The sequence below is a fragment of the Streptomyces sp. NPDC059567 genome (assembly GCF_042735655.1).
Classification (GTDB): Bacteria; Actinomycetota; Actinomycetes; order Streptomycetales; family Streptomycetaceae; genus Streptomyces.
Map to the genome: position 1 here is coordinate 53,977 of NZ_JBHWBS010000010.1, position 22,688 is coordinate 76,664.

Annotated in this window: 28 protein-coding genes and 1 pseudogene; 12 read left to right on the plus strand and 17 right to left on the minus strand. The window is 69.5% G+C overall.

Going from position 1 to position 22,688, the window contains the following annotated elements:
* Nucleotides 1-320 (minus strand): solute carrier family 23 protein (locus ACFVZW_RS07705; RefSeq protein WP_384518202.1); only part of this gene is annotated, 320 nt, incomplete at its 3' end.
* Between the two features lie 4 nt (nt 321-324).
* On the opposite strand from ACFVZW_RS07705, the gene ACFVZW_RS07710 reads away from it, so the two are divergent.
* Nucleotides 325-921 carry a helix-turn-helix domain-containing protein gene (locus ACFVZW_RS07710; RefSeq protein WP_384518205.1) on the plus strand — a complete coding sequence of 199 codons (597 nt, stop codon included), beginning with the start codon at nt 325-327 and terminating at the stop codon, nt 919-921.
* 163 nt (nt 922-1,084) lie between these two features.
* Here the strand turns inward: ACFVZW_RS07710 and ACFVZW_RS07715 are convergent, their stop codons facing one another.
* A complete protein-coding gene (locus tag ACFVZW_RS07715) occupies nt 1,085-2,011 on the minus strand; it encodes an LLM class F420-dependent oxidoreductase (RefSeq protein WP_384518208.1) in 927 nt (308 codons plus the stop codon).
* 206 nt (nt 2,012-2,217) lie between these two features.
* Between ACFVZW_RS07715 and ACFVZW_RS07720 the strand changes: the two genes are divergently transcribed.
* Nucleotides 2,218-4,458: a sulfatase-like hydrolase/transferase gene (locus ACFVZW_RS07720; protein WP_384518210.1), complete on the plus strand. Its 2,241-nt coding sequence runs from the start codon at nt 2,218-2,220 to the stop codon at nt 4,456-4,458.
* 138 nt (nt 4,459-4,596) lie between these two features.
* Here ACFVZW_RS07720 and ACFVZW_RS07725 read toward each other — a convergent pair whose 3' ends face one another.
* The 6 genes and pseudogenes from ACFVZW_RS07725 to ACFVZW_RS07750 form a co-directional block, all read right to left on the minus strand.
* Nucleotides 4,597-5,343, minus strand: a complete 747-nt coding sequence (locus ACFVZW_RS07725; RefSeq protein ID WP_384518213.1) for an SAM-dependent methyltransferase — start codon at nt 5,341-5,343, stop codon at nt 4,597-4,599.
* Between the two features lie 185 nt (nt 5,344-5,528).
* Nucleotides 5,529-5,695 (minus strand): annotated as a pseudogene (locus ACFVZW_RS07730) (IS256 family transposase); the annotation flags it as partial.
* A gap of 3 nt (nt 5,696-5,698) precedes the next feature.
* On the minus strand, nt 5,699-6,232 hold the full coding sequence (locus ACFVZW_RS07735) for an AAA family ATPase (RefSeq protein ID WP_384518215.1): 534 nt from the start codon (nt 6,230-6,232) through the stop codon (nt 5,699-5,701).
* Nucleotides 6,233-6,412: 180 nt separating this feature from the next.
* Nucleotides 6,413-6,955, minus strand: coding sequence for a hypothetical protein (locus ACFVZW_RS07740; RefSeq protein WP_384518218.1), 543 nt, complete (start codon nt 6,953-6,955; stop codon nt 6,413-6,415).
* A gap of 548 nt (nt 6,956-7,503) precedes the next feature.
* Nucleotides 7,504-7,926: a DUF6325 family protein gene (locus ACFVZW_RS07745; RefSeq protein ID WP_384518221.1), complete on the minus strand. Its 423-nt coding sequence runs from the start codon at nt 7,924-7,926 to the stop codon at nt 7,504-7,506.
* A gap of 23 nt (nt 7,927-7,949) precedes the next feature.
* On the minus strand, nt 7,950-8,348 hold the full coding sequence (locus ACFVZW_RS07750) for a PLDc N-terminal domain-containing protein (RefSeq protein WP_384518224.1): 399 nt from the start codon (nt 8,346-8,348) through the stop codon (nt 7,950-7,952).
* Between the two features lie 822 nt (nt 8,349-9,170).
* Between ACFVZW_RS07750 and ACFVZW_RS07755 the strand changes: the two genes are divergently transcribed.
* The gene (locus ACFVZW_RS07755) at nt 9,171-9,629 is read left to right on the plus strand and encodes a cyclic nucleotide-binding domain-containing protein (protein WP_384518226.1); all 459 of its coding nucleotides are present in this window, start codon (nt 9,171-9,173) and stop codon (nt 9,627-9,629) included.
* A 395-nt stretch (nt 9,630-10,024) separates the two neighbouring features.
* Nucleotides 10,025-11,230, plus strand: a complete 1,206-nt coding sequence (locus ACFVZW_RS07760; RefSeq protein WP_384518229.1) for a globin domain-containing protein — start codon at nt 10,025-10,027, stop codon at nt 11,228-11,230.
* A gap of 288 nt (nt 11,231-11,518) precedes the next feature.
* Here the strand turns inward: ACFVZW_RS07760 and ACFVZW_RS07765 are convergent, their stop codons facing one another.
* The 6 genes from ACFVZW_RS07765 to rpmB form a co-directional block, all read right to left on the minus strand.
* Nucleotides 11,519-12,331, minus strand: coding sequence for a universal stress protein (locus tag ACFVZW_RS07765; protein WP_384518232.1), 813 nt, complete (start codon nt 12,329-12,331; stop codon nt 11,519-11,521).
* 170 nt (nt 12,332-12,501) lie between these two features.
* Nucleotides 12,502-12,738, minus strand: coding sequence for a hypothetical protein (locus tag ACFVZW_RS07770; RefSeq protein ID WP_384518235.1), 237 nt, complete (start codon nt 12,736-12,738; stop codon nt 12,502-12,504).
* Between the two features lie 96 nt (nt 12,739-12,834).
* Entirely contained in the window at nt 12,835-13,611 is a 777-nt protein-coding gene (locus ACFVZW_RS07775; RefSeq protein ID WP_384518237.1) for a hypothetical protein, read from the minus strand.
* Between the two features lie 134 nt (nt 13,612-13,745).
* On the minus strand, nt 13,746-14,012 hold the full coding sequence (locus tag ACFVZW_RS07780; RefSeq protein ID WP_384518239.1) for a hypothetical protein: 267 nt from the start codon (nt 14,010-14,012) through the stop codon (nt 13,746-13,748).
* 842 nt (nt 14,013-14,854) lie between these two features.
* A complete protein-coding gene (gene rpsN, locus ACFVZW_RS07785; RefSeq protein ID WP_384518242.1) occupies nt 14,855-15,160 on the minus strand; it encodes a 30S ribosomal protein S14 in 306 nt (101 codons plus the stop codon).
* Entirely contained in the window at nt 15,160-15,396 is a 237-nt protein-coding gene (rpmB, locus tag ACFVZW_RS07790) for a 50S ribosomal protein L28 (RefSeq protein ID WP_329124854.1), read from the minus strand. Before rpmB ends, rpsN begins: the two co-directional genes overlap by 1 nt.
* A gap of 68 nt (nt 15,397-15,464) precedes the next feature.
* Here rpmB and rpmG point away from each other — a divergent pair, with 68 nt between their 5' ends.
* The 6 genes from rpmG (at nt 15,465) to ACFVZW_RS07820 (ending at nt 19,020) form a co-directional block, all read left to right on the plus strand.
* A complete protein-coding gene (gene rpmG / locus ACFVZW_RS07795) occupies nt 15,465-15,629 on the plus strand; it encodes a 50S ribosomal protein L33 (protein ID WP_007267663.1) in 165 nt (54 codons plus the stop codon).
* Between the two features lie 29 nt (nt 15,630-15,658).
* On the plus strand, nt 15,659-15,907 hold the full coding sequence (locus tag ACFVZW_RS07800) for a type B 50S ribosomal protein L31 (RefSeq protein WP_384518246.1): 249 nt from the start codon (nt 15,659-15,661) through the stop codon (nt 15,905-15,907).
* A complete protein-coding gene (locus tag ACFVZW_RS07805) occupies nt 15,904-17,046 on the plus strand; it encodes a CobW family GTP-binding protein (protein WP_384518249.1) in 1,143 nt (380 codons plus the stop codon). Before ACFVZW_RS07800 ends, ACFVZW_RS07805 begins: the two co-directional genes overlap by 4 nt.
* Before the next feature lie 85 nt (nt 17,047-17,131).
* Complete coding sequence (gene rpsR / locus ACFVZW_RS07810; RefSeq protein ID WP_384518252.1) at nt 17,132-17,368, plus strand: 30S ribosomal protein S18; 237 nt, start codon at nt 17,132-17,134, stop codon at nt 17,366-17,368.
* 301 nt (nt 17,369-17,669) lie between these two features.
* A complete protein-coding gene (gene rpmF, locus ACFVZW_RS07815) occupies nt 17,670-17,840 on the plus strand; it encodes a 50S ribosomal protein L32 (protein WP_384518255.1) in 171 nt (56 codons plus the stop codon).
* A 7-nt stretch (nt 17,841-17,847) separates the two neighbouring features.
* Entirely contained in the window at nt 17,848-19,020 is a 1,173-nt protein-coding gene (locus tag ACFVZW_RS07820) for a GTP-binding protein (RefSeq protein ID WP_384518258.1), read from the plus strand.
* Between the two features lie 118 nt (nt 19,021-19,138).
* On the opposite strand, the gene ACFVZW_RS07825 is transcribed toward ACFVZW_RS07820, so the two are convergent.
* A complete protein-coding gene (locus ACFVZW_RS07825) occupies nt 19,139-19,507 on the minus strand; it encodes a PRC-barrel domain-containing protein (protein ID WP_384518261.1) in 369 nt (122 codons plus the stop codon).
* Between the two features lie 409 nt (nt 19,508-19,916).
* Between ACFVZW_RS07825 and ACFVZW_RS07830 the strand changes: the two genes are divergently transcribed.
* Complete coding sequence (locus ACFVZW_RS07830) at nt 19,917-20,381, plus strand: SsgA family sporulation/cell division regulator (protein WP_384518265.1); 465 nt, start codon at nt 19,917-19,919, stop codon at nt 20,379-20,381.
* A 52-nt stretch (nt 20,382-20,433) separates the two neighbouring features.
* Nucleotides 20,434-20,691 (plus strand): WhiB family transcriptional regulator, encoded by a 258-nt coding sequence (locus ACFVZW_RS07835; RefSeq protein ID WP_384518403.1) that lies wholly within the window; start codon nt 20,434-20,436, stop codon nt 20,689-20,691.
* Nucleotides 20,692-21,077: 386 nt separating this feature from the next.
* Here the strand turns inward: ACFVZW_RS07835 and ACFVZW_RS07840 are convergent, their stop codons facing one another.
* Entirely contained in the window at nt 21,078-21,890 is an 813-nt protein-coding gene (locus tag ACFVZW_RS07840; RefSeq protein WP_384518406.1) for an RNA polymerase sigma factor SigF, read from the minus strand.
* 167 nt (nt 21,891-22,057) lie between these two features.
* Nucleotides 22,058-22,501, minus strand: coding sequence for an ATP-binding protein (locus ACFVZW_RS07845; protein ID WP_384518267.1), 444 nt, complete (start codon nt 22,499-22,501; stop codon nt 22,058-22,060).
* Nucleotides 22,502-22,688 lie beyond the last annotated feature (187 nt).

Genomic DNA, 22,688 nt, shown 5'->3' on the forward strand with positions numbered 1-22,688 from the left:
CCCTGGGGCGGGGAGCGCGGGCCCACACGGCCGCAGGGGGGGCGCCGGCGGGGCGGGGGGGGGGCCTCCGGCACGCCGGGCCCGCCCGCGGGGGTGAAGGCTCCCAGGCCGGTCGTCACCGCCACGACCGTTCCCGCCGCCATCCCGATGAGGACGGAGGTCTGGCGCCAGACGCCGCGCAGGAGTACGTACGCGGCGACGGTCGCCGCGACCGTGAGCGCGGCGAGGAGCACCGTCGGCGGCTCGCCCGTGCCGTCCGGGCCGGTGACGAGCCGGGCGGCGACCCGGATCATCGCGATCCCGATGAGCAGCACGGTCACGCCCATGACCAGAGGCGGGAAGAGTCGTACGACACGGGAGTTCCTGACACACGCCCGTCACACACCGCGGGTGGGCGCTGCCGTACGCCGCCGACGACGGGCACTCGACCTGACGCTCGCGGACATGGCACAGCGCAGCGGGCTCTCCTCCCCCTTCCTCAGCCAGATCGAGAACGACCGGGCGCGCCCCAGCATGCGTTCGCTCCAGCGGATCGCGGACGCCCTCGGCACCACGGCGGTACAGCTGCTCGCGGCCTCGGACGAGACCCGCACGGTCGATGTGGTGCGCGCCGGCGACGACAGCGGCCTCGACCGGGAGGCGCGCGTCCGACCGGTGGTACGCGGCCGTCATCAGCTGCACGCGCTGGAGTTCACCGGGGAGCACGAGGCGGACCGCGAGTTCCGGCACCGCAACGACGAACTGATGTACGTGGCGGACGGCTCCGTGGAGGTGGAGGCCGACGGCCGGATCCACCACCTGGGACGCGGGGACACGCTGCTGCTGTCCGGCGGCGTCCGGCACCGCTGGCACACCACCGAACCCGGCTCGCGGGTCCTGGTGGTGGCGATCGGCGACCACGTCGAGGTCCTGGAGTCCTGACCGGGCGAGACCGCCCGCTCGTGGGCCGTCCTGCGCCCGCGGCCGCCGGCCCGGGCCGCCCCGCACGGCCGAGCGGCGCAGGGCAGGGGCGCTTCGGATCAGGCCGGGCCCAGCAACGGCCACGACTTCGCCGAGCCGCGGGAACGATCCGATGCTGCCGGGCTCAGCCTCGTGAGAGTTCGCCGAGCAGTTCCCAGGTGCGGCGCCGGTCGTCTTCGCCGCTCAGGTCCGTCGCGGTGAACACCACTTCGGTCGCCCCCGCTTCACGGTAGCGCCGTATCTCGGCGGCGACGGTCTCCTCGTCGCCGAGCACGGCCAGGTCTGCGGCCCGGTCGAGACCGGAGAGCTCGATGGCGCGCTGGTAGGAGGGAACTCGCTCGTAGAGCGCGAGTGCCTCGGCCGCGTTCTGCCGCACACGCTCGGCGTCGGAGGTGACCGCGCCGGGCACGAGCGCCACGATCCGCGGCTCGGGCCGCCCCGCCGCCTCCGCGGCGGCCGTCACGGCCGGGACGATGTGCTCGGCGAGCGCACGCGGACCGGCCAGGAACGGCAGGATGCCGTCGGCGAGTTCACCGCTGACGCGCAGGGCCTGCGGCCCCATGGCGGCGACCAGTACCGGCACCGGCGGCCGGGCTCCTGGCACCGCCGCCGAGTACGGCGTCCTCGCGGTCAGCAGCTCTCCGTGGAAGTCGGCGTCGCCCGTTTCCAGGAGGGGCCGCAGGGCGGTGAGGAACTCTCTGAGCAGGCCGATGGGCCGCCGGTAAGGAAGTCCGAATCCGGTCTCGGTGAGGTGCCGGGTACCGAGGGCGAGCCCGAGGTGATACCGGCCGCCGGTGGCCGCCTGGGCCGTCTGCGCCTGGCTGGAGACGAGCAGCGGATGGCGGCCGAAGATCGGGATCGCGGCCGTCCCCACCTCCAGGCCCGGCACCTCGCGCCCGACGATCGCGGCCAGCGAGGGCGAGTCGTACGCGAAGGACTGGCCGAACCACGCGGAGTGCAGACCCGCGTCCCGCGCCTCGCGCGCGAGCCGCACGGTGCTGTCGACGGGGAGCTGTCGAGCGGTCGAGCTGAGCGTTACTCCGAGAGTCATGCACGCCGCAACAGGCGGCCCCGGGGCCGGAATTCCGGTTCCGGCGTGCACGACATGTGCCGTCACACGTTCTTCATGCCGTGTGCATGGTCCTGGTGCGGCTCTCCCTCCCATGATCGGCAGAGCGCCCGCCCCGCACCCGCGTCCGCCCCCGCAACCCGCACTCACATCCCGCAGCCGCAGCCGCACCCGAGGAGCCGTCAGCCATGACCAGTCGCCGTACCTTCCTGGCCGGTTCGACCGCCGCCCTCGGTCTGGCCTCCGTCACCGCCACCGCCGCGGGGCCGGCGCAGGCAGCGTCCTCGGTGACGGTCCCGGACGCGGCACAGGGCTCGGGCACCCGGCCGCCGAACTTCGTCGTCGTCCTCGCCGACGACCTCGGCTACGGCGCACTCGGCGCCTACGGCCAGAAGCTGATCACCACCTCCCGTCTGGACCGGCTCGCCGCCGAGGGGCTCCGCTTCACCGACGCCTACTCCACCGCCGCCGTCTGCGCCCCGTCCCGCTGCTCGTTGTTGACCGGACTGCACACCGGCCACTCCACGGTGCGCGCCAACCCCTCCTCAGGCGGCCAGGGTTCACTCACCGCCGACGACACCACCTTCGCCGAGGTGCTCCGGGCCCGCGGCTACCGCACCGCCCTGATCGGCAAGTGGGGCTTCGGGCCGGAGGCCGCCGGCCAGGACAGCCACCCGGCCGCCCGCGGCTTCGAGGAGTTCTACGGCTACATCGACCACAGCCACGCCCACCAGTACTACCCCGCGTATCTCTGGCACAACGACGTCAAGGAACCCATCCCCGCCAACGCCGGCGGCGTGAAGGCGGTGTACGCCCCGGACCTCCTGGAGCAGCGCGCCCTGGAGTTCATCGGCGCACATGCCTCCGAGCCGTTCCTCCTGCTGCTCACCCCGAACGTCCCGCACGCCCCCAGCGACATCCCCGACTCCAGTGCCTATGCCGACCGGAGCTGGACTGCCGCGAACAAGGGCCACGCGGCCCAGGTCACGTACTTCGACTCGCTCGTCGGCAAGGTGGTCGACCGGCTCCGGGAGCTCGGTCTGGAGCAGGACACGATCGTCCTCGTCACCAGCGACAACGGCCCCCACGAGGAGGGCGGGGTCAACCCCGACCTGTTCGACGCGAACGGCCCGCTGCGCGGATACAAGCGCAACCTCTACGAAGGCGGCGTACGTGTCCCCCTCATCGCCTGGGGTCCCGGGCGGGTCCGGCAGGGAACCAGTGACCGTCCCACGCCGCTGACGGACGTGCTCCCCACCCTGGCCGAACTCGGCGGCGCCCCCTCCCCCACCGACGTGGACGGGCTCTCCGCCGCTCCCCTGATCGCCGGCAGCCCGGACGCGGCGCGCCACGGACACCTGTACTGGTTCCGCGACGAGCGGGGCGTCACCAGCCGGGCCAACGCGCAGGACGGCGGGCGTGCCACCTGGCTCGCCGAGGCGGTCCGCCGGGACAACTGGAAGGCCGTGCGCTTCGCCCCCGAGCGGGACCACACCCTCCCTGATGAGCAGTGGCAGGTGGAGCTGTACGACTTGACCACCGATGTCGGCGAGACCAGCGACATCGTCGAAAAGCACCCGGCCAAGGCCGCGGAACTGGTGGCGCTCATGCGCTCGTCCTGGAAGGACGACTATCCGCGCGTCCCATTCGGCACCAGCCTGACCCTGCCCGGACTGGCCGTCCCCGGCCAGACGTTCACCGTGACCGCCACCCTCGACAACGGCTCCTCCCGCGCGTGGACCGGGGCCTCGCTCGCTCTGCGCGCCCCTGCCGGCTGGGCCGTCACCTCCACCTCCCCGACCACCGCGGCGTCACTCACCGCCGGTGGCCGTCTCACCGCCTCCTGGCGGGTCGCCCCGCCCGCGAGCACCGTCCCCGCGACCACGTGGACGCTCACCGCGGAGGGCAGCGCCCTCACCCCGGCCGGCCCCGTCCGCTACCCGACCACGGGCACGGTCCCGACCCCGCCCGCTGCCCCCACGCGTGATTCCTACCTCTCCGACCTCGCGTGGATCAGCGCCACGAATGGCTGGGGGCCGGTGGAGCGCGACGCCTCCAATGGCAAGAACGCCGCCGGCGACGGCCCGCTGATCTCCTTCGGCGGTACGACGTATCCCAAGGGCCTGGGCGTCCACGCCCCCAGCGACGTCGCCTTCCATCTCGGCGGTGCCGCCGTACGGTTCACCTCCCTGGTCGGCATCGACGACTTCTCCGCCCGTCAGAGCTCCGCCGGCGCCACCCGCGCCGAGGTCTACGGCGACGACCGCCTGCTGCTGACGACCCCCACGCTCACGGCGGCCACCGGCCCGGTCCAGGTCGACCTGGACGTGCGCGGCGTCCGCGTCCTGCGACTGGTGGTCGAGGACGCCAACAACCGCACGTCCTTCGACCACACCTCCTGGGCCCTTGCCCACGTCACCGTGGGCTGACCCCGGCCCCCACATGGCAGAGGCCGTTGCCCTTCATCGGCGAGCCGCTGCCGCCGGCCATGGCCAGTTGGGTTCGAGGTGCGGTGCCACCCGGGTGAGCCCCGGCAGGTGGCACCGGGGCTCACTGGGAGTGGTGTGTCAGCGATCCATCAGGACGAACACGCCCCACCCGAGGTATTCGCGCTGGTACCTGGCGTGCTGGACGGGTGCCGCAGCGAGCTCCGCACGCATTTCGTCGGCGAGCTCGTCGTCGGGGTTGGCATCGAGCCAGCGTCGGATGTTGAGCCACTGTGCCGCGACGTACCGGTCCCAGCTGTCCTGGTCGGCAAGGACCATTTCGACGACATCACAGCCCAGGGCACTGAACTGTTCGAGCAGTTCCGGCAGCGGGAACAGGTCGTCCTCGCGGGCCATGTGACAGCCCTCGACGGCGGCTTGGACCTCAGGCTCGCGACGCCAGTACGGTTCGCCGATCAGCATCATTCCGCCGGGAACGAGACTGCGCCGCAGGAGTTCGACCGTGCCCGCCACGCCAGAGCCGATCCAGGTGGCGCCGACGCAGGCGGCGATGCCGACGGGATCGTCGACGACATGGCCCGAGGCGTCCGCGTGCACGAAGCCGACTCGGTCGGCAACGCCCAGCTCCGCGGCCCTCCCGCGGGCAGCGTCGATGAAGACGGTGCTGATGTCCACCCCGGTGCCGGCCACACCGTGGTCCCGGGCCCAGGTGCACAGCATCTCGCCCTTGCCGCAGGCGAGGTCGAGTATGCGGGTGCCCGGCGACGGGCTGATGGCCTGACCCAGGATGGTCAGTTTCTCGCTGGTGAGCGGGTTGCAGATGCGATGGCTGCTCTCGCGGATGGTGAAGCTACGTGGCAGATCCACTACAAGGGTTCCTTCGGTCCGTGGAGGTCAGAACGGCTGGGCAATGCGGCCGACGCGAGTTGGCCGCGATTACCTGGACCGTCATCAAATGCACCTCTTCGGACGTGTGAAGGCTGGGACCGGTCGAAGGTACGGCCGCTGAGATCACCGTGTCCATCGCATTTCACCTCCTGCCGGCATGCGCCTCATGCGATGCGGGCCGCCGGGCGTTCGACGAGGTGTCCGCGCTCGAAGCGGGCTCCAGCGCGGACGAGGGTGACGAGTTGGGGTACCTTCACGGCCCGCCAGCGGACCGGGCGGACTCGACGAGCTTGAAGACCATCGCCAGTGCGGCGGCCGCGCTGCCGGCTCCCGGTCAGTGGTCCAGTGCGGGCAAGTGGGCCAGGCCGGTGTCGAGCATGATGCGGTCGACAGTCTCGGGCAGGGCGCTGCCGGCACTGATGACGGTCTCGAGCCCGTCGGGGAGTAGATCGCGCGGACGGTACCAGTCGCGCAGTTGTGTCTCGTTGACGTCCGTGGCGATCGGCTTGGTGGCATGCCGGGCAAGGGTTTCCTCGAACGGCACGTCCAAGTAGTAGCCGTGGGTCGGGCCGCGATGGTCGGCGCGCAGCCGGGCGAGCATGTCGCCGTAGTGGTCGGCGTAGAGGATGCCTTCGACCACCACGTGATAGCCGGCGTCAAGGGCGTAGCGGGCCGTCAGGTCGATCAGGCCGATGTTCGCGGCGCCGGGCCGGTCCCGTTCGCGGAGCACGATGCGGCGGAGGTTGTCCTGGCCGACAAGGGCCAGGCCGCGGCCGAACCTCTCACGGAGGCCGGCCGCGACGGACGACTTCCCCGACGCGCTGTTGCCTCGCAGCACAACCAGCCGGGTCTCTTCGGATCCCACCATCACGGCGGTCACCCTACCGACGGCCCGTGACATCACCTGAGTCGTTCTGAGACACCGCGCATCGCGACGCCCGGGAGCCATGACCAACCGCGGTTGACATGGCGGGCCTCCAGGGCGGCAGACAGGAGGCGTCAGCCGACCGTGGGAGGAATCCCCGCCCTAGAGGGCGGGGAGCGGAAGTCAATTCTTGAGCTCGTCGAGGCAGAGCACGAACTGCTTGCCCGAGCTGCGCCGCCCACCACGGGTCTGCTCGAGGTAGCCGACGTCCGACTTGCCCTCGCACTTGGTGGTGTCCAGGGTGTCGGGGATCACCTCGACCACCTTGTACGTGGCCTCGGCGCCTCCGCACTCCACCACCTGGAGGTCAGGAGAGACCGTGGACCCGGTGTTCTTGAGGCAGTCTCCGGCCTCCGCGTGGTCGGCATCGTCCTGGCTCGCGAAGTAGGCCACCGCGCAGACGATGAGGACGATCACGACACCGATGCCCTTGAGGATCTTCATGATGCCTATTCCCCCGCTCCGGGACGGCGGCGCCGGCTGCGGAGGCGCCGTCCACTGCTGCTGTTGCGGCGGCGGCTGCATCTGCATGTGCTGCTGGGGCGGGTACGTCTGCTGCTGCGGGTACCCGTACCCCGGCTGGGGCGGGTACCCCTGCGGCGGCTGCTGTGCGTACGGACCAGGCTGACCGTACGGGCCAGGGTTCGGCTGCGGCGGATAGGTCATGCGGGAGTCCCCCGTGAGCGCGTGAAGGGTGGGTAATTTGACGCGGACACGCTATAGCAAACGATCACCGCGACAGTAATGCGGTCGCCTTGCGCCAGCGAGCGCCCAACTCCTCGACAGCGCTTCCCCATGACATAGGCGAGGCCCCGGACCGCTCCGTCGGCGACCGCGAGACGGAACAGGGAGAACCCTTCGGTGTCGCGCCGACTGCCCCACCAGGCGACGAAGACGCCGACACCGATCACGGCCAAGCCTGGAGCCGGTCGAGGCGTTCCAGGTGGGTGACCGCTTCGTCCGTCAGACCCGACGCACCCGGCGGACCCGATGACGCATGCACCTGCGCGGAGGCACCCGCGCCGGGCGCGGTCCGCCATACGGGGGCCTTCTCGGCCTAGCGCCGGGAGCCTCAGCCGGAGACGGCGCTCGCCCGTACCGGAGGCGATGGCCATGCGGCGGCGACGCCGACGAGGCGTCCTCGACGCACCGAGGGGCGACCCGAGCGACCCGACGCGGCTCTCACCTTCGCGCTCCGATGCTGGTACGGCATCTCAGGCAGCGTCTTCGTAGGCCCGCTCGACCGCTTCGGCGGGGATGCGCTCATGGACGAGGAGTTCACCACCCGCGCGTCGGATGGCGCCGGTGATGCCGGCGGCCCACGTGTCCTCCCACAAGATGATGGCCGCCGACGAGTCGGGTACGAGCTCTTCGGCGATCAGGTCGAGGTCCTCCTGACTGAACAGTCCGCCACCATCCCCTCCCTCGATGTTGTCGAACACCGATGCCTCCGTGGGGTCGAGAGCATCGAGCTCGACGTGGGAGACGACGCCGTCCGCGTCCTTCTTGATGAAGGTCAGATCGAGGATCCGTATCGTGCCGCTCGCCACGAGGCGCTTCAGCTCCGGCGCGATCTCGCCTCGGAACCGGTTGCCGGGAAAGGCGACGACCATGTACTCGACAGGTCCCACGTCCACGACTTGTACCCTTTCTCCCCCCGTCAGCCGGCGAGCACCTTCCGCTTGGCCTGCTCGTACTCCTCTGCCGTGATGTCGCCGTGGTTCTTGAGGTCGGCGAGCTTGCCGAGCGCCGCGGCGTGATCGGTCGTCCCCTCGCCCGCGACGGCGGCCGCCCGTATGTACTCCTGGAACTCCTGCTCGTTCCTGCGTGCCCGGTTCAGCTCGCGTTCGCCCATGCCCTTGCCGCGGGCGATGAGGTAGACGAAGCAGCCGACGAACGGAAGGACGACGACGAGCACCGTCCAGCCCGCCTTGCCCCAGCCGCTCAACGAGTCGTCCCGGAAGATGTCGCCGATGATGCGGAAGAGCAGCATGAACCACATCACCCACAGGAACACCCACATGACGGTCCAGAACACGTTCAGCAGCGGATAGTCCATGATCGTTCTCCTCGGGGTGGCGCCGTGGGTCGCTGGCGGCCCATGGCGATGTGGATGCGGTCTTCGGCGAGTCCGGGCCCCTCTTCCATGCGCGCCCACGTCGCGACCAGCGTCGTGTTACCGGCACCCGCCGAGCCGGTGACGAAGATCGGCGGCGCCGCGGTCCGCAGTGCCGAGCCGGCGACGAGAGCCAGCGGCCCGCTCGTCCCTGTACCGAGCCTGTTCAGCAGCCGCCGCCTGCGCGCGCACCGGGGAGCGGTCACGGGGATCGAGGGCTTTGCGCTGAGCAGCGGCGGGTCCCCGGACGGGTCCACTCCCGGCTGTGCGCTGTCAACCGGCAGGAGGTCCGCCCGGACGGGCTTCCCGTCGCCCGCTGGGGCACTCATTGAACGCACAGGCAACACCGCCAAGGGAGCCGCAGAGCACATGCCCGGACCCGTCATGCCCGGACCACCGCCGCTGCGGAGCCCGGCCACGCGCGGGCCGGCACATCCATGATCGCCTGGTCGGTCGTTGATCGCATGTAGCGGCATGCGAGGGACGCCGGAAGGACGGGCAGCGGCTGGCCATCCAACATGTTCTCGCAGGTCACAAGGCACCCCACCCCCGGTCCCACCATGTTCCTCCTCGGCACGTGGCTGCGGTTTCAAGCCCTGCCGCCGGCCCCACACAGGGGGCTGGGTGACCGCTGGGGGCAGTACCTCGCGTCATCCGGCTACCCGCGTCGACAACCAAGTGCCGCGAGAAAGGACCATCCGGACCTTCCGCGCCTACACGGCATGAGCGGGAGACTGGAAACGGACACGGATGAGGAGGCCTCCCATGAGCACTCGTATGCCCCCACGGTTCACCGCAGCTCTGTCTGCAGACCACCGCGACCGTCTGTTGCAGCATGCCCGCCCGGTGGACCTTCCCGAAGGAACGCGACTGTTCGAGGAGAACGGGTACGCCGATCGGTTCTGGATCATGCGGACCGGGACGGTCACCTTGGACGTCCGCGTGCCCGGCAAGCGGCCGGCCGTGATCGACAGCGTCAGTGCCGGCGAACTACTCGGCTGGTCTTGGCTGTTCGAGCCGTACCGCTGGCACTTCGGGGCCGAGGCGATGACGCGGGTACGAGCGGACGAGTTCGACGCCGTGACGGTACGGATGATGATGGACGCCGACCCGAGCTTCGGCTCCGCGCTGGGTCACGTCGTCGGGCAGATGCTCGCCCACCGCCTCTTCTCCGCCCGGGTGCGCCTGCTGGACCTGTACGCCCACCATGGCAGCGGCCTGTAGCCCCCGATTCCCGAAGACCGTGATGCCACCTCGCGTTGCACTGTCAGCGGCGTCATGACCCACACCGCCATCGCGATCGGCCGTGACGTTGAGCCGGCATGGGGACCTGGGCATGGCACGACGTCGAGGCGTAAGCCCTTTCACGCGTCCCTTGGCTACTTCTGAGTACCTCCTTGATCAGGTAGCGTCCGGAACTGCTTAGTCCACTTCGATGCTCCCGCCCCGTCTCGAGGACCCATGTCTGCCAGTGAAGTCCCCGCCCTTACGGCATATCGGGGGCACCGCTCCATCCATGCGGCCACCCTGCGCTCCGCCCGGGTTCGGCCGTCTCGAATACCGGGCGACGGAGCTCTGATCCCTTGAGGTTCCGGATCAGACGACAAGGCAACACGCCCGTGGTCCCGCACCCGGAGGATCCGGCACCCACCCCGGCCGAGCACACCGTCGAGCCAGAGGTCACCGAAGCGCCCTTGTCGGCCCACGAGATAGATCTCATACGCGCCTCCGTCTCGGTGGTCGAGCCGCTTGCCGCAGACATGACGGTCTACTTCTACGCGATCCTCTTCGCCCGCTACCCCGAGGTACGGCCGATGTTCCCGCCGGGGATGGACACCCAGCGCGGCCGCCTGTTGCGCGCCCTGCTGCGCATCGTCGACCTGGTCGACGACCCGGAGAACCTGGTCCGCTTCTGCGGCCATCTGGGGCGTGACCACCGCAAGTTCGGGGCGCTTCGGGCGCACTTCCCCGCCGTGGGCGAATGCCTCCTCGCCTCTCTGGCCCGCTACGCCGGTCCCGCCTGGACCCAGGACATCGCAGCCGCCTGGACCAAGGCGTACGGAGCAGTCGCCGACGCCATGATCAGCGCTGCCGAGCAGGACGCGGAGACACGGCCCGCCGTCTGGCCCTCCACCATCGTGCACCTCGCCCCCCGCGGGCACGGCCTCGCCGAGGTCACCCTGCATCCCCACATGCCGTACGAGCATGCCGCCGGTCAGTTCGTCAGCATCGAGACCCCCTGGCATCCCAAGCAGTGGCGGTTCTACTCCCCCGCGAACGCACCCCGCGAGGACGGCACCCTCACCTTCCACGTACGGGCCGTGCCCGGTGGCGCGGTCAGCAATGCCCTGGTGCACAGGGCCGCCGTGGGCGACGTGGTCCATCTGGGCGCGCCGATGGGCGACATGGTGCTGGACGCCGCCGTCCACAGCGATTTGCTCTGTGTGGCCGGCGGGACGGGCCTCGCCCCCATCCGCGCGCTCATCGAAGAGGTCGCCCGACGCGGCGGCCGGCACCAGGTCGATCTGTTCCTCGGCGCCCGTACCGGTGCCGAGCTGTACGGGATGGACGACATGCTGCGCATGGCGCAGCGGCATCACTGGCTCACGGTCAGGGGCGCGATCTCCGAGGAGTACATGCCCGGGATCCAGGGCTCTCTGCCTCAGGTCCTGGCCGAGTACGGACCGTGGTACCACCACGACGTCTTCCTCAGCGGTCCGGCCCCGATGATCACGTCAGCCACGGAGACGCTCACACTCGGCGGCACATCCCCGGACCGCATCCATTACGACCCGTTCGACACCCCCGCCCTGGCCACTCCCTGAGGCGTCGTCGACCCGCTCCACTCTCGACCGAGTCGTGGAGTCGACGGTTGCCTCGTCGCAGAGTTCGCCGATACGCCGCGTTCGTTGGTGCCGAGCACATTGGCGACGTAACGGATCACCCTGTCGCGTCATCACCCACTTGGCCCCTGCATGGTCGCGCGGTTCGACTGAACGCCGTACGTCGAAACCCAGTGGACGAGTCGTACGTCACCACCCGTTCAGTCGCCTGCGATGCGCTGGCGCAGCTCGTGTGGAGCGGCTGCAGAGAGTCAGACCCTCCTGGGCTGCTCACGTCGTCCTGCGGACGGTGACGACGGGGCAGTGTGCGTGGGTCATCACGGCCTGGCTGACCGAGCCCAGAAGCAGTCCGGCGATGCCGCTGTGCCCGCGGGCGCCGACAACCAGTAGCTGGGCAGCCTTGCTCGCCTCCAGCAGGACGTCACGCGCCTTGCCGCCAACCAGGTCGCGCCTCATGGTGACGTCCGGATAGGTGTCCGCCCGGCCGGCAATCGCCTGGGCCAGCACCTGCTCGGCAGACTCGGGGGCCGTGTCGGGCGATGCTTTGTCCGGCGGCCATGCATGAACTGCCACGAGATCGGCCTTGCGCTGCGCGGCTTCGGCAAAGGCGATGTCGACGGCCTCATCGCTGTCCGGGGAGCCGTCGACGCCCAGTACGACAGGCCCTGCGTCAGTGGATGTGCGGTGCTTCTGGCGGACCGTCATCACCGGGCAACGGCTGCGGGCTGCCAAGGACACCGGTGTGGATCCCAACAGCAGGCCTACGAGGCCTCCCATACCTCTGGAGCCGACGACGATCAGGTCCGCGGCCTGTGACTCGGCTTCCAGCACGTGCACCACATCACCAGTCACGACGGCCCTGGTGACCGCTACCTCAGGAGCCACGTCAAGGGCATGGACCGCCGCTTCCTGGACCAGCGTCCTGCCGGCCGGGTCCGGCACCACGTGCCTGGGTTTGATCGGAACGTCAGCATGGACCACACGCAGAGCCGCACCGCGCCGAGCAGCTGCCATGGCGGCTGCTCCCACGGCGGCGAGGCTCGTCGACGAGCCGTCCACCCCGACAACGACCAGATTGCCCATAGCCGGCTGCTCCACTTCAGGCGGTGGATCTCAGCTTCACCCCATCGCCATGTCCCTGCAATTCTTGCCCGCCCGCCCGCCCGCCCGCCCGCCCGCCCGCCCGCGCTGCCGGGGCCGCTTGGCCGCCCCGGCAATCTCGGCAGGCGAGGCCGAGCGTCAGAACGACGAGCTCAGCCGTTGAGGCCGTTGATGGCCGTCCCCTTACCGGCCATGTTCAGGACGTCGCCGGGGCGGCCGACCGTGTCGGCGACTCCAGTGACGAGGCCAAGGCCGTCGACGCTGGCGTTCGAGACGCCGCCGATGGGGAGGCCGCCGATCGGATCAGCCGCAGCCGGAGCGGCCCCGACCGCAGCGGCAGCACCGACCAGCGTCGTGGCAACGAGAGCACGCTTGATGATGTTGTTCATGCCCTGAGAACGAAGCAGACCCGCCTCGGTCACGCGCCGCTGATGCCCCGGGCGAGATCGAAGTGACGTCAGGCCGCGTGGGACCAGTGGAGATTGTCACCGCTCTTGGGAGCGCCTGCGTGCCTTCCGGAGGATCTCCTTGGCGAGCCTCCGGCGATCCGAGTCAGCTCTGAAGCGAATACCTCGCTGCGCCTCCACTGTTTCGGCAAGCTTTCTGGCCTGCTCCGCGTCGAGCGCATCGACCATGTGCACCGCGAGCCGCAGGGCGTGGTACTGCTCGAAGGGGGTGTTCGAGTTCGCGATGGCGGCAAGGGTGGCTTCGAAGTTCCGCAGCTGCGGGCTGGCCTGCATCATCGCGAGGGCGGTGACGCGCTCCTCGTCCGTACCCTCCCGCAGCCAGCGCATGACCTCGGCCCGCTCGAAGGACTGCTCCTGAGCCAAGTCCCGCGCACGGGCGAGCACCTGTTCCATGGCCCGGGTGCGGGAGGCACCGGCGCGCATCGAGCCGCGTACCGAGCTGTAGTCGGTGGCGACAGGCCCCGCAGCGTCCAGCAGAGCCCTCGCCTCCGCGCGCAGCTTGCCGGCCGTGGCACTGTCACCCTGATGCTCGGACTCCTCCGCCAACGCGAACCTCTCCGCTGCGGCGGCCCGCATCCTCAGCGTTGCCCCTCCGAACTCAAGGCTCTCGATGCGGCTGCCGAGCAGCGCAAGGAGAATCAAGACACCCCCGAAGACGATCAGCGCAGCCGCGCCGGTCCCATTCTCGGTCGCGAAGACCGCGAGTCCCCCTATGCCGAACGACCCCGCACCCAGGAGAGCCGTGATCGTACGCAAGGTGGGCGTGAACCAGACGGTCGTGGCGCTCGTCTTCACCGGCCTCTCCGCTTCAGTTCGGATGGACGTGAAACTACCGGCAACCAGGCATGGAGCCTGTCAATTGAGGCTCCGTGTTGTCGTCGAGGGGCACGGCGCTGGCTCTTCCTCAGGTTGGGTACTGAGCTTGCCGTTCAACCTCGGCCCGAGACGATTCGGGCGAGCGCCTCAGTGGGCCGGCAGAGCCATGCGAGAAGAGTGCTCGTGACCACGAACCAGTGGACACTGATTCGGTCCTGCTCCTTGTCCAGGATTGTTGGGGCCTCACCCCGGTAGACGTAGCGGAGGTACCGGCGGCGGACCGGCGCTCCGGCCACCAGCAGCACTGGTGAGACGACAAGGATGGCCACCGGGACCAGGGCTCGCGCGGCGGCGAGCTTTGCTTTCTCCTCGTATCGCATGCGCTCAGCTTGTCCTCTAGCCTCAACCCCTTGAAGGGGTGGGTATGAATCAGACGGTCTTCGAGTCCATCAGGTACTCAGCTGCATGCCAGGACTGCGGTGCGGAGTTGGACTGCTGGGGTGTCCAAGCCTTGGTGAGCAGCTCCTTGCGCTGGGACGTGGAATGCAGTTGCCCAGCCTGCGGGTTCGCCATGGTCGTGTGTGGTGGTGAACTACCTGCCGAGCTACGAAGTCGACTGCTCTCCGAGCGTGGAGCAGCCCGCCTTCAGGTGGACCCATCGGCGAGGAACCCTGCGATCATGCGGGTTCTGCGGTCAGAACTCGGCATTGGTCTGACGGAAGTCAAGTCCTTGCTGAGGGAGGTCTTGGCGGGAACCTACTCGGGCACGATGCCGGAGATGGAGCTCCTGGCGCGCAAGCTGCGAGCGTCCGGCATTGATGCCGTTGCCGCTCGGCCATAGAAGCCCTGCCTCGACCGTTCAGTTGCCTCTCCGGTGAGGCGAAGCTGAGCGAGCGCGGCCAGGGCGGGCCTGGTTCCGGAGGGGTCCTGACCTCTGGTCCCGCTATCACGCTCCCCCTCCCCACAGCCTTCAGCCGTGCCGGGGTACGCGCCGGCAACCGGTGTCGACCAGGCCGCAAACCCGTCGCTGCGGCGCGCTCCGCCGTCACGGGTCGCCGCGTCGATCATGCTGTCGCCGACCACTCGCAGCACGTTCGCAGTATCCGGGACGGCGAAGAGCTGTTGCCGCGTCCTTTCGCAGTCGATACGGGCCGGCGGCACGCGAGCCCCACACGTCCCGCCGGAGATGTGGACCCTCGCGTGCTCGCCGAACGAGGGGGTGCTACCAGGAGGACTTGGTGACTCCGGGCAGGAATCCGGCATGCGCCTGCTGGCGCATCCGGACACGGGACAGTCCGAACTTCCGCAGGTGTCCACGGGGCCGGCCGTCGACGCTGTCCCGGTTGCGTACCCGGGTGGCGCTGGCATTGCGGGGCTGCCTGCGCAGCTCTTCCAGCGCGCTCCGGCGCTCGGCCTCGGTCGAGGACGGCCGCCGGAGGACGTCCTTCAGCTCGCCGCGCCGCGCGGCGTACCGCGCGACGACGGCCTTGCGCTTCTCGTTCTGCGCGATCTTGCTCTTCTTGGCCATCAGACCCTCACTCCCCGCGCACGGATCCTTGCCACCGCGGCCTCGATGCCGATGCTGTCGATGGTCTTGATCGCCTTCGCGCTCAGTGTCAGGCGGACATGGCGCCCCTCGCTCGGCAGCCAGTAGCGCTTGCGCTGGATGTTGGGGTCGAAGCGGCGGGACGTGCGCCGGTGCGAGTGGGAGATGGTGTTGCCGAAGCCCGGGCGGGCGCCGGTCAGCTGGCATTGGGCGGACATGGTGCTGCTGCCTCTCTCTGAACCGGAACCGTTATTGAAAACGATTCCCATTCCCGTATAGTAGCGGCATGGCACGCAACGAAGTACGCCCGATCATCAAGCTCCGCTCCACCGCGGGCACCGGCTACACCTACGTCACCCGCAAGAACCGGCGGAACGACCCGGACCGCATGGTGCTGCGCAAGTTCGACCCGGTGGTACGCCGGCACGTCGACTTCCGCGAAGAGCGCTGACCCTCCGCCCCCTGTTTGAAGGACCCCCCATGAAGCCTGGAATCCACCCCGCCTACGGCCCCGTCGTCTTCCGCGACAAGGCCGCCGACTTCGCCTTCCTCACCCGCTCGACCGCCACCAGTGACAAGACGGTGGACTGGGAGGACGGAAACACCTACCCCGTCATCGACGTCGAGATCTCCTCGCAGAGCCACCCCTTCTACACCGGCACCGCCCGCGTCCTGGACACCGCCGGCCGGGTCGAGCGCTTCCAGCGCCGCTACGGGAGCAAGGCGTGACCCTGCCCGTCGTCATCGTCGGCGGGCTCCACGCCGACGCCCGCAGGGAAGTCGTGGACCGGCTGCTGCATGCCGTCCCCGGCAGCGTCGCCCTCCATCACGACCTGTCCACTGCAGCGCGGGGCACCGTGCAGCGCCTGGTGCGCGACGCATCGGGCGACCTGTCCCGGGGCGAGGCGCCCCTGGTCAACGACTGCGCCTGCTGCGCACTGCGCGAAGATCTCGTCCCCGAGCTGGAACGACTGGCCGGCAGCGGTCTGACCCGGCTGGCCGTCGTCGAACTGTGGGACTCGGTCGAACCCAAGGCGATGGCCGAGGTCATCGCCGCACACGGCGCCGACGCACTCGATCTCACCGGCGTGATCACCGCGGTGGACCCGGCGCTCGTCCTGCCCTACCTCGTCAACGGCGACGACCTGGCGGAGGCGGGTCTCGCGGCAGCCGCCACCGATCAGCGCACTGTCGGTGACACCTGGGCGCGGCAGCTTGAGTACGCCCCCGTACTCGCCCTCGTCGACAGCGAGGAAGCCGACGACGAGGACCGCGCCCTGCTGGCCCAGCTCCACCCGACCGCTCGACGGGTGGATGCTTCGTCCGGCGAGCTGGCGGCGCTGGCCTTCGCCGGATTCGACGTGGAAACGGCGGCCGCCGCCCAGCACCCGGCCTGTGCCCTTCTCCCCCAGGAGGCGGAGGAAGCGGGAGTCACCACCTTCGTCTGGCACCGCCGCCGCCCCTTCCACCCCGAGCGCCTCTACCAGGCCTTGGAAGACCTCTGCTGTTCCGCCGCCCGCAGCCGCGGCCGGTTCTGGCTCGCCGACCGCCCCGACACCCTGCTCGCCTGGGACGCCGCGGGCGGCGCCCTGTGCGTGGAGAACGCCGGCCCCTGGCTGGCCTCCCTGCCGGATGCCGCCTGGGAGCTGGTCCCGCCGATGCGCCGCGTGGCAGCCTCACTCGACTGGCATCCCGACCACGGCGACTGCTGCCAGCACCTCGTCTTCACCTCCCCCGGCCTCGACCGTCACGGCTTGGAGCAACTCCTCGAGTCCTGCCTCCTCACCGACGCCGAGTACGCGGCGGGACCCGAGGCATGGAAGTCCCTTCCGGCCGCCTTCGACTCCCTCCTCGACCCCGTCTCCTGACGACCCGACGACCCGACGACCGACGACCCCCTCCCGACGACCGACAACCGACAACCGACGACCGCAAGTCATGCAAGGAACGCACATGGCCCGCCGCCAGAACCCCCTCAAGCCGCTCAAGTCCCGCCCCAACCCGCTGGACGCAGCAGGGGTTGGCTACATCGACTACAAGGACACCGATCTGCTGCGGAAGTTCGTCTCCGACCGCGGCAAGATCCGCAGCCGTCGCGTCACACGCGTCACCGCCCAGCAGCAGCGACAGCTCGCCGCGGCGATCAAGAACGCCCGCGAAATGGCCTTGCTCCCGTACGGGACTCGGTAGAGCAGCCTCGCAGCGGCCGAGGACACCCCGACGACGCCTCTGCGGGGCCGACGGGCATGACGGCGTGGGAAGGCCGGGGCGCTACGGGGCCCTCCATGTCGAGATCCCGATCCCCGCGACGGCCACCGCCGGGCGACTCGGCGCCCTTCCAGCGTTGCCGGCTGGGGCCCCTTCCCCGTAAGCGGTCCTCCCCCATGTCCTGGACGGGACCGGTCGCACTGAGGACGCAGACACAGTCAGCAACGGAATCCATTCTCATACGGGCGCCGCAATCGCCCCCGAATCACCCAAGGAGAAGCCCATGGCTGTCCCCAAGCGGAAGATGTCCCGCAGCAACACCCGCCACCGCAGGGCCCAGTGGAAGGCCACGACGCCCCAGCTGGTCCCGATCACGGTCGACGGCTCGGTGCACCTGGTGCCGCAGCGCCTGGTGCAGGCGTACGAGCGCGGCCTGCTGCGCCCCGAGGGCTGAGCAGGTCATGACGACGTACGACCGACTGCCCGTCACGGTCCTCTCCGGGTTCCTCGGCGCGGGAAAGACCACCCTGCTCAACCACATCCTCGGCAACCGCGAAGGGCTGCGCGTCGCGGTCATCGTCAACGACATGAGTGAGGTCAACATCGACGCCGCGCTCGTCCGCGGTGGCGAGGCCGCCCTGTCGCGCACCGAGGAGCGACTGGTCGAGATGACCAACGGGTGTATCTGCTGCACGCTGCGCGACGACCTGCTCGAAGAGGTCGACCGGCTCGCATGCGAGGGACGCTTCGACTACCTGCTCATCGAGTCCAGCGGTATCTCGGAACCCATGCCCGTCGCCGCCACGTTCTCCTTCCCGCGCGACGACGGCGCCACCCTAGGCGATCTCGCCCGCCTCGACACCATGGTCACCGTCGTCGACGCGGCGAACTTCCTGCCGGAGCTCGCCGGCGGCGACGAGCTCACCGCGCGCGGCCTCGACCAGTACGAGGACGACGAACGCACCGTCAGCGACCTCCTCATGGACCAGATCGAGTTCGCGAACGTCATCGTTCTCAACAAGCTCGACCTTGTGGGGCCGAACGAAGCCGCACGACTGCGCGCCACCCTCACGCGCCTCAACCCCGAGGCCCGGATCGTCCCAGCCGTACGCGGGCATGTGGCCCTCGAACAGGTCCTGGGCACCGGTCTGTTCGACCTGGAGCGGGCTCAGCAGGCTCCCGGCTGGGTCAAGGAGCTCAACGGAGACCACGTTCCGGAAACGGAGGAGTACGGGATCTCGTCCCTCGTCTTCCGCTCCGACCGCCCCTTCCACCCCGGCCGCCTGTGGACCTTCGTCACCAAGGGCCTCGACAGCGGCACCTTCGGCCACGTTCTGCGCTCGAAGGGCTTCTTCCGACTCGCCAGCCGCCCCCGCGTGACCGGCCTGTGGTCCCAGGCCGGCGCGGTGGCCCGCTTCGAGCCCTCGGGCACCCTCGGCCACGACACCACCCAGGGCCAGGAACTCGTCTTCATCGGCACCGGACTACGCCCCGACGCCCTCCGGGCAGCCCTTGACGCCTGCCTGCTCAGCCACGGCGAGGCCGTTGCCACCACGGACGACTTCCCTGCCTGGGAGACGTACGGCGTCGACGACGCCTGCGAGCACGAGCACGCCACCCCGGAGGCGGCCTGAAACTCCGGGCTGGGCAGTGGTCGCAGCCACGGCACTGCCCAGCCCGGCAAGCCTCCTGGTCCGACTGATGTGAAGAGGACTCGAACTCGTCGAGCTGGGGCCCTCTTCACACGAAGAATCAGATCAGCGGGCCTCCGAAGGGGCCTCCCAGTCCGTAGTACGTGTCCAGCTCATGGCGGTAGCCGGGGTCATCGAGGTGCTTGTCACGGTGGAACTGGGGAGCGTCCTTGATCTGCTCCTTGGTCCGGTCGACGAAGATCTTGCGGTCGTCCACGTCGATTCGAACCACGGTTCCGGCCGGAAGGAGGACCTCCTTGCCGAAGATCCAGACCCCGGTGTCCACGACCAGATAGGCGTCGCCGACCTCGTCGGAGTGCTTGTCCACCTTCCCGATGCTGCCGTCGATCGCCTCGACCTTGTAGCCGGTCAATACGGTACCGGCCAGATGACCCGCGGTCGACTTGTAGCTCCACACGTGCTCAGTCACGCGAAAACAACTCCTCCGGTAGGCAAGGACTGCCAGCAGATTGCGGCCGTCCTCTTCTTCCGTGTGTACTTCGCAGCGGGGTGCCTTCCCCGCCTGAGCTCCGCCTGCCCCGGCCCCGGCAACACATTCACCCGATCTCACGGCAGCAGCGGAAATGACCGTCGCGGCACGGCGGCGAGCAGCTTGCTTGCTTGCTCAGTGACTGCATGCGTGTCGATGTGTGAAACCTCAGCAGCCCGCGCTTGCAAGGGAGTTCGTCCTTGCATGGGGCACCCGAGGCTTCCGGCCGCAGGCATGCCTTTCGCGCCCCTGTCACAGAAACAGTGCGTGAAATCCCTGTCCCGGGTTACGAGCGGAGGTACGGCGCCGCGCAGACAGCGGCGCGACTTCCCCGACGGAACTGGTGACGATGTCCGAATCGAGCCGACACGAGACCACCCAGCCGCCCTCGGTACCCCCAGCGCCCCCGGTGCGGTCGTGGCACACCGCCGCCCGTCAGCTCCAAGGAGGGATCGGTCTGCCCGTCGAGGCTACGTTCCACTACGACCCCGACGACCCCTGGGCGGTACGCGTGACCTTCCGGCTTCCGCCGGGCAGGCTCGTCGACTGGACCTTCTCCCGAGAGCTGCTGCGCTCCGGGACCCGCGTCCTGAGCGGCGAGGGCGACATCCGGCTGTGGCCGCTGCGCTGCGGTGGCAGGGAAGGACGCGTCCGCATGCGGCTGGGCCCGGCAGGGGCGTTCGCCGTGGTCGACGTCGACCGCGCGGGCCTGCGGAGCTGGCTGGGCGAGACGTACGTCGCCGTGCCCGAGGGAGCGGAGGCCGCGCGGATCGTCTGGGCGGCCGAGACCTCTCAGCTCTTCGCGCGGCCGTAGTGCCGGATTCGTGCGAGGGACTGACGAAGGCATGTGAAAGGAGGAACTGATGCTGGACAGCTGGCGTGCACGTGCGGCCTGCCAGGATGTCGACCCCGACCTCTTCTTCCCTGTGGGAACAGGCGCACCGGCGCTGATCCAGGCCGAGGAGGCCAAGGAGATCTGCCGGCGCTGCCCCGTACGCGAGGAATGCCTGCGCTGGGCAATGGACGACTCCCGCCAGGTGACGGGCGTGTGGGGCGGCCTGCGCGAGGACGAGCGGCAGTCGCTGAAGCGAAAGTCGCGCCGCCGGGCGAACAAGGCGAAATGAGCGCTCGTACGAAGCGCGGTGGCAGGCCGTGACGGGCATGGCGCCGAGGGTCGGCCGATTGGAAGGCACGTCCTGCCCCACTTACGTCTTCGGGCGGCACGGCCCGGTCTCGACCCGGCGTAGAGCGTCGGCACGATCTGCTTGCCGTGCTGCCCGAACCCGCATTCCCGACGGCTCGGGTGGCACGGGACGACGGGGTGGGTCGTGGACGGATTCTCCAGCGCTCTCCCGTGCAGGGCGCGTTCACGGCAGCAGGGCCTGGCGCGTACGTCACGACGTTGGTGACGGGTTCGCTGACGACGAGCGGTGCCTGCACGGAACGGCCTCACCAGAAGGGGGTTGGTGAGGCCGTTCCGCGGAGGGCATCCCGTCCGCGTCGATCGTGCTTACGACTGGTCGAGCATGCCCTTGCGCAGGTGCTCCAGATTGCGGGAGAGCAGTCGGGAGACGTGCATCTGGGAGATGCCGAGCTCATTGCCGATCTCCGACTGCGTCAGCTCCTCGACGAAACGCAGATGCAGGATCCGGCGGCTGCGGTCGTCGAGTTCGACGAGCAGCGGTGCCAGCGTGTGGAAGTCCTCGAAGAGCTCGAGCGCCGGGTCCTCCACTCCGATGAACTCGGCGAGCGCCGTGGCGTCGTCTTCGCCGTCGGGGCCGAAGGCAGCGTCGAGCGACGCGGAGTTGTAGCCGTTGGAGGCTATCCGCGCCTCGATCACCTCGTCCTCGGAGAGGTTCATCAGGGTCGCCAGCTCCGCCACGCTCGGTGCGCGTCCGAGCCGGGAGCTCAGCTCCTCGGTCGCCTTGGCGAGCTCGAGCCGGGCTTCCTGCAACCGGCGCGGTACATGGACCGCCCAGGAGGTGTCCCGGAAGAAGCGCTTGATCTCACCCACGATGTAGGGAATGGCGAAGCTGGTGAACTCCACCTCCCGGGAGAGGTCGAACCGGTCGATGGCCTTGATGAGACCGATGGTGCCGACCTGGACGATGTCCTCCATCTCGTCGCCGCGGGCTCCCCGGAACCGGCCTGCCGCGTAGCGCACGAGCGACATGTTCATCTCAATCAGCGTGTTGCGCGCGTACTGGTACTCGTGTGTGCCTTCCTCCATTTCCGCCAGCTTGTCGAAGAACAGCTTCGACAGCTCGCGCGCGTCCTTCGGGGCGACCTTGCGGGGCGATTCGAGTACGGGAAGGTCCTCCATACCCGTCTCGACACCGGTCCTCGTCTCCGTCGTCACCTCAGTCGGCACTCTGATGACCTTCTCTCGTCGGTTGGCAACGGTTGCCCCCGTGGGGACTTCGCCTACCCCCACTTCCGCGAGGCATGTCAGGAAACGCTCAGCGGGAAGAAGAAACCCCGACCGAGCCGTCACGCGAGGGAAAGACGGGCCCGGACGCGCTTTCCGGACAGCTGCGGCTCCACGGTGACGCTCTCGCAGACCGCCACCACGATCTCGAGACCGTGCTGTCCGATGCGCTGGGGATCGTGGGACCGGGCTACGGGAGCGGTGTCGAGCCGGTCGGCCACCGAGATGTCCAGGGCGTCCTCGAACCATTCGAGAAGCACCCGGCAGGGACCTGGCGCGTGCCGCACCGCATTGGTCACCAATTCGCTGACCACCAGGCGCGCCAGATCGACGCGCTCTTGGGTCACCGGATCGTCTCCGGCGGTCGGCACGGCGGTGAGGAAGTCGGCTGCGAAGTCGCGGGCCGACGCGATCGTCCTGTACCCCATGTCGGCGTCTTCGTAGGACACGCTCGCCGACAGCGACGGCCGACGCACCGCGCTGCTCCTGATGATCACCTCACCCATCGCCCGTCCTCCCTCGTGTGGCCGTCGCCCTTCCCGCCCTGTCCGTCGGGTTTCCCCTGCGCGCCCGCCCCACACCGCGCACACCCGACAAGTACGGATGCGGCCGGCAGAAATGACGAACGCGGGTGGCCGAGGTCCGGTTGCGACGGGACGCGTCCAGGAGGGGGACACGGGCGTGGGCGCCACC